A 3,660-nucleotide genomic window follows, 5' to 3' on the forward strand; every position below is an offset into this window, starting at 1 on the left:
TTGTTTCAACTCGTGTTAACCCAACTAATAATTCTTTGAAATCGTCGTGTTTTTGTTCTTGCATTGGTATCGCCTCCTCTCCCTATCATCATATGTGGCACTTGTCCATTGGTTCTTTTTACCAATAGAGAAAAAGATTCTAGTTTCACGAATAGTGCTATTACTTCCAAGTGCTGTACCTAATTGAGCTGCCGCCCCAACTAAAAGAAAAAGCACCACCTTTTTGGCGATGCCTTTGAAACCAACTTTACTTTTTAATTCCCCGTTATATCCTGCTGCAATCATTCCTGTAAGATAGTCAATGACTGCCATCGTAACTAAGATCTTCAATGTTGCATCCCATCCTCCCAAGAAATACCCACAGAAGCCACCGAAAGTGGCAATAAAAGCTTTTAATAGTACATCAATACGATCCACATTCTTTCCTCCTTATTTAAAATAAAAAGAGAAGCACATTATGTGCCCCTCTTAATCTATAAAAGCCATATTTTATAGAGTTTTATTATTTTCGAATTTACTACCACCAAAACTGAATCAACGAGTCTTTATGATGATGAATATATTTTAATAAAATTTTAATCCAGCTAAAAAATGATATCCAGAGGATAATAGAAAATACACTTCCCCAAAACAAGCCTACAAAGAAATTACCGTCTTTCTTCATACTTAACTCTCCTATTATTTTCAAAAGTAATTCACTGTAGAATATCTTAATGTTGTGTACTAAAGGTGTATTATTTGTGAAATTTTAAAGATATGCGTAACAAAAAAATCAGTAATATTCTAATAACCCCAGAATCGTATCATCTCTATCGAATGCGGAGTTTCTTAAATAAATTTCACATGTTGTACTTCCATATAATGAAGAGTCAGAATCAAATCCTATACAACTATCAAGCCACATTTTTGCATTATCTTCTACTCTATAGTTTGTACGTCTTGCAATCGCTTTTGCTTTTGAGCCATAAGATTCGCACTCTACCGTAATATCATGTACGTTCGGACCCTCGTTACTATGATAAATACAGTTCACACGAATGGCTTTACCTCCATCATGCATTGTTGAACCATTGTCCTGATCGGTTCCTCTACCAATACCACTGCTACGACCGATACAGTTAACTTCAATCGCTTTAGCAACTACGGTACCACCTTTATGGTAATTAAATCCGTCTCTAGAATTCCAAGCACACACACAGTTTTGAGCGTATGAAGTGACGCCTAATGTCATAAAACCACCAGCGCCATTTGTACTATATTTGAACTCGCAATTTTTAGCTGCAATTATTGGTGTATCAGTCGATGCGCTCAAAGACGCACTTACACCCCCTTCTTTTCCTCCCCAAAACTTTAAGTTCTCTAAGTACACTTTATAGTTTCCTACTGTTTTAAAGTTATATAGGTCCAGCGCAACAAATAACTGATCCGCTGCACGAGAATCAACTGTATGGACATATAATACTGTTCCGTCTGTATAATACGAACCTGGATTTGAGTCTACTTCATCAACTGACGTTTTAACAGCCAATTGCTTATGGTCACCATGCTCGTCCACAAATTTCAGATCGTAAACTCCAGCAACTGATGAACGATTTATTTGGTATACATTTGTTTTTCCTGCTGTTTTTGTCCAAGTTAAATTGAAACGTCCAGCTGCTAAAACAACATTTGCTCCTTGTGTTGCACGAATAATGATATCTTTTGAGTTCGTTGCACCTGAACTATTATTGAATCCAGATTGATCTTCATACATACCTGCGGCGATTTCGATAATTCCAACATCTGCTTTTGCTCTTGCGATAAATACATTTTTCAATGCTGTTTGTGGTGTTAAACCGTCATTTGTGTCATTTCCGGTTAAACTTACATAATACGTCTTCTTTCCTGTTACATCCGGTTTAAAAGTCGCTGCATCAAAATCAGTTGTAATTTTACCTATTGCGTCTTTGTAAATATTAATCGGTGCATCTTTCCAAGTGAACTTCTCAGGAAATGGGATTTTACGTTTCACCTTAGATAGTTTATCTGATGGAAGTGTCACACGTTTAATATCCTTTTGTGACAAAATCCCAATTTGATTTGCATTTTGCGCTGCTGCCGCTTTCGCTTGTTCTGCTGTTTCTTTAGAATCAACAATTGCTTGGATATCTACGCCCTCAAGTTTCTCACCAGCTTCAATGATCTTTTGGATACTACCAAATTCATTTGTAGATTCAATCGCTTCATCACCGGATAATGATTCATTTACTACAAATAAGAATTTTTGTGTATCAATGGTTCTGTCTTCTTCTTCAATGTGGATCTGTGCAATAACATTACCAATCGACGTTAACGTTTGTGTTTTTAATAGAATTTGATATTTTCCTTTTAAAACGTTAATCGGTTGACAATCATTTTGAAAGACACGAGTCCCATCTGATTTTTTAAATGTCATCCGTACTGCTTTCGCCTGACTTAAATCAAGTTCAGTCCCTTTATTTGTTATTGATAATAACAATTTTGCGGAGTTTCTATCATTCTGTGAGAAGCGAATGGTATTAGTTGTGGATGCATCATTTACTAAATCGACGTTAATTTCATAGGTTTTGAATGTCATATAACCACCCCTTTACATAATGGGTGTTTTTGCCCATCCCCCGAAAAGGGGGAATAAGACAAAATATACCAATTAGGTGCCGAATAGAGTATTGTAAACTATCTTTATATTCTGTGACGTAAAACACAAGACAGCATTTTCTAAAAATACACGCTATGGTTGGATACGTTCAAAAAAATAGAAAGACCTCATTCAAGAATACTTATCATAAATGAGGTCTTTCTATTATAAAAGTTGTTTCATTTCTACCTTAAAAATGTTGTATGTTCATTGACTTTGAACAATTAAGTCAAACTAATTCTGTTTCATTAAAATCACAATTATACCTTTTTAACAAATTCAGATTTTAATTTCATAGCTCCAAAACCATCAATTTTACAATCAATATCATGGTCTCCATCTACTAAACGGATACTTTTTACTTTTGTACCTATTTTTACGACTGATGAAGTTCCTTTTACTTTAAGGTCTTTAATTACTGTTACAGAATCACCATCGTTTAAGATATTTCCGTTTGCATCTTTAATCACTTTTGTATCTTCACTATTTTCAGTTTCTGATTCTAAAGTCCACTCATGAGCACATTCTGGGCAAACAAAAAGATTTCCATCTTCGTAAGTGTATTCTGAATTACATTTTGGGCAATTTGGTAAATTAGACATATTTTTATTTCCTCCACTCGTTATCATTCATTCTAAATATATAAAAATTTTTTAATTACCTTTTTACAACTTCGTAAGAATAACAATTACGAAGTTAAAATGTAAGAAGCTTTTCTTATCTGTGTCTCAAGCATCTATTTTTATCGCAGATCATTCAGTTTCTTAATGATCATGTTCGGTGTCGCCCATTCATCACGGTCGAAGTCAGAAATAGACACTTCAATGTTTAAACGTTCTTGAAATTCTACCAATAAAGATACTGTACCAAAAGAATCTAGAATCCCTTCTTCAAATAATTGCACATCTGGGTTATCTTTTACGATATCATTTTCACATACTTCTTCTAAAACATTTAATACTTGATCTTTAAATTCAGACATTTTTTATGCTCCTCTATACCCA

General features: G+C 34.3%; 4 protein-coding genes and 1 pseudogene. All 5 read right to left on the reverse strand.

The features are described from left to right. Positions 1-114 precede the first annotated feature (114 nt). Positions 115-417: pseudogene (locus tag AB3X49_RS19405) on the reverse strand (phage holin family protein); the annotation flags it as partial. Positions 418-517: 100 nt separating this feature from the next. Next, entirely contained in the window at positions 518-664 is a 147-nt protein-coding gene (locus AB3X49_RS19410; RefSeq protein WP_367964129.1) for a hypothetical protein, read from the reverse strand. A gap of 108 nt (positions 665-772) precedes the next feature. Continuing rightward, positions 773-2,596, reverse strand: coding sequence for a BppU family phage baseplate upper protein (locus AB3X49_RS19415; protein WP_367964132.1), 1,824 nt, complete (start codon positions 2,594-2,596; stop codon positions 773-775). A 320-nt stretch (positions 2,597-2,916) separates the two neighbouring features. Next, complete coding sequence (locus AB3X49_RS19420; protein WP_000067662.1) at positions 2,917-3,258, reverse strand: zinc ribbon domain-containing protein YjdM; 342 nt, start codon at positions 3,256-3,258, stop codon at positions 2,917-2,919. A 140-nt stretch (positions 3,259-3,398) separates the two neighbouring features. After that, positions 3,399-3,638, reverse strand: a complete 240-nt coding sequence (dltC, locus tag AB3X49_RS19425; RefSeq protein WP_016107073.1) for a D-alanine--poly(phosphoribitol) ligase subunit DltC — start codon at positions 3,636-3,638, stop codon at positions 3,399-3,401. Between the last annotated feature and the right edge of the window lie 22 nt (positions 3,639-3,660).

The organism is Bacillus sp. C30 (assembly GCF_040838255.1).
GTDB lineage: Bacteria > Bacillota > Bacilli > Bacillales > Bacillaceae_G > Bacillus_A > Bacillus_A mycoides.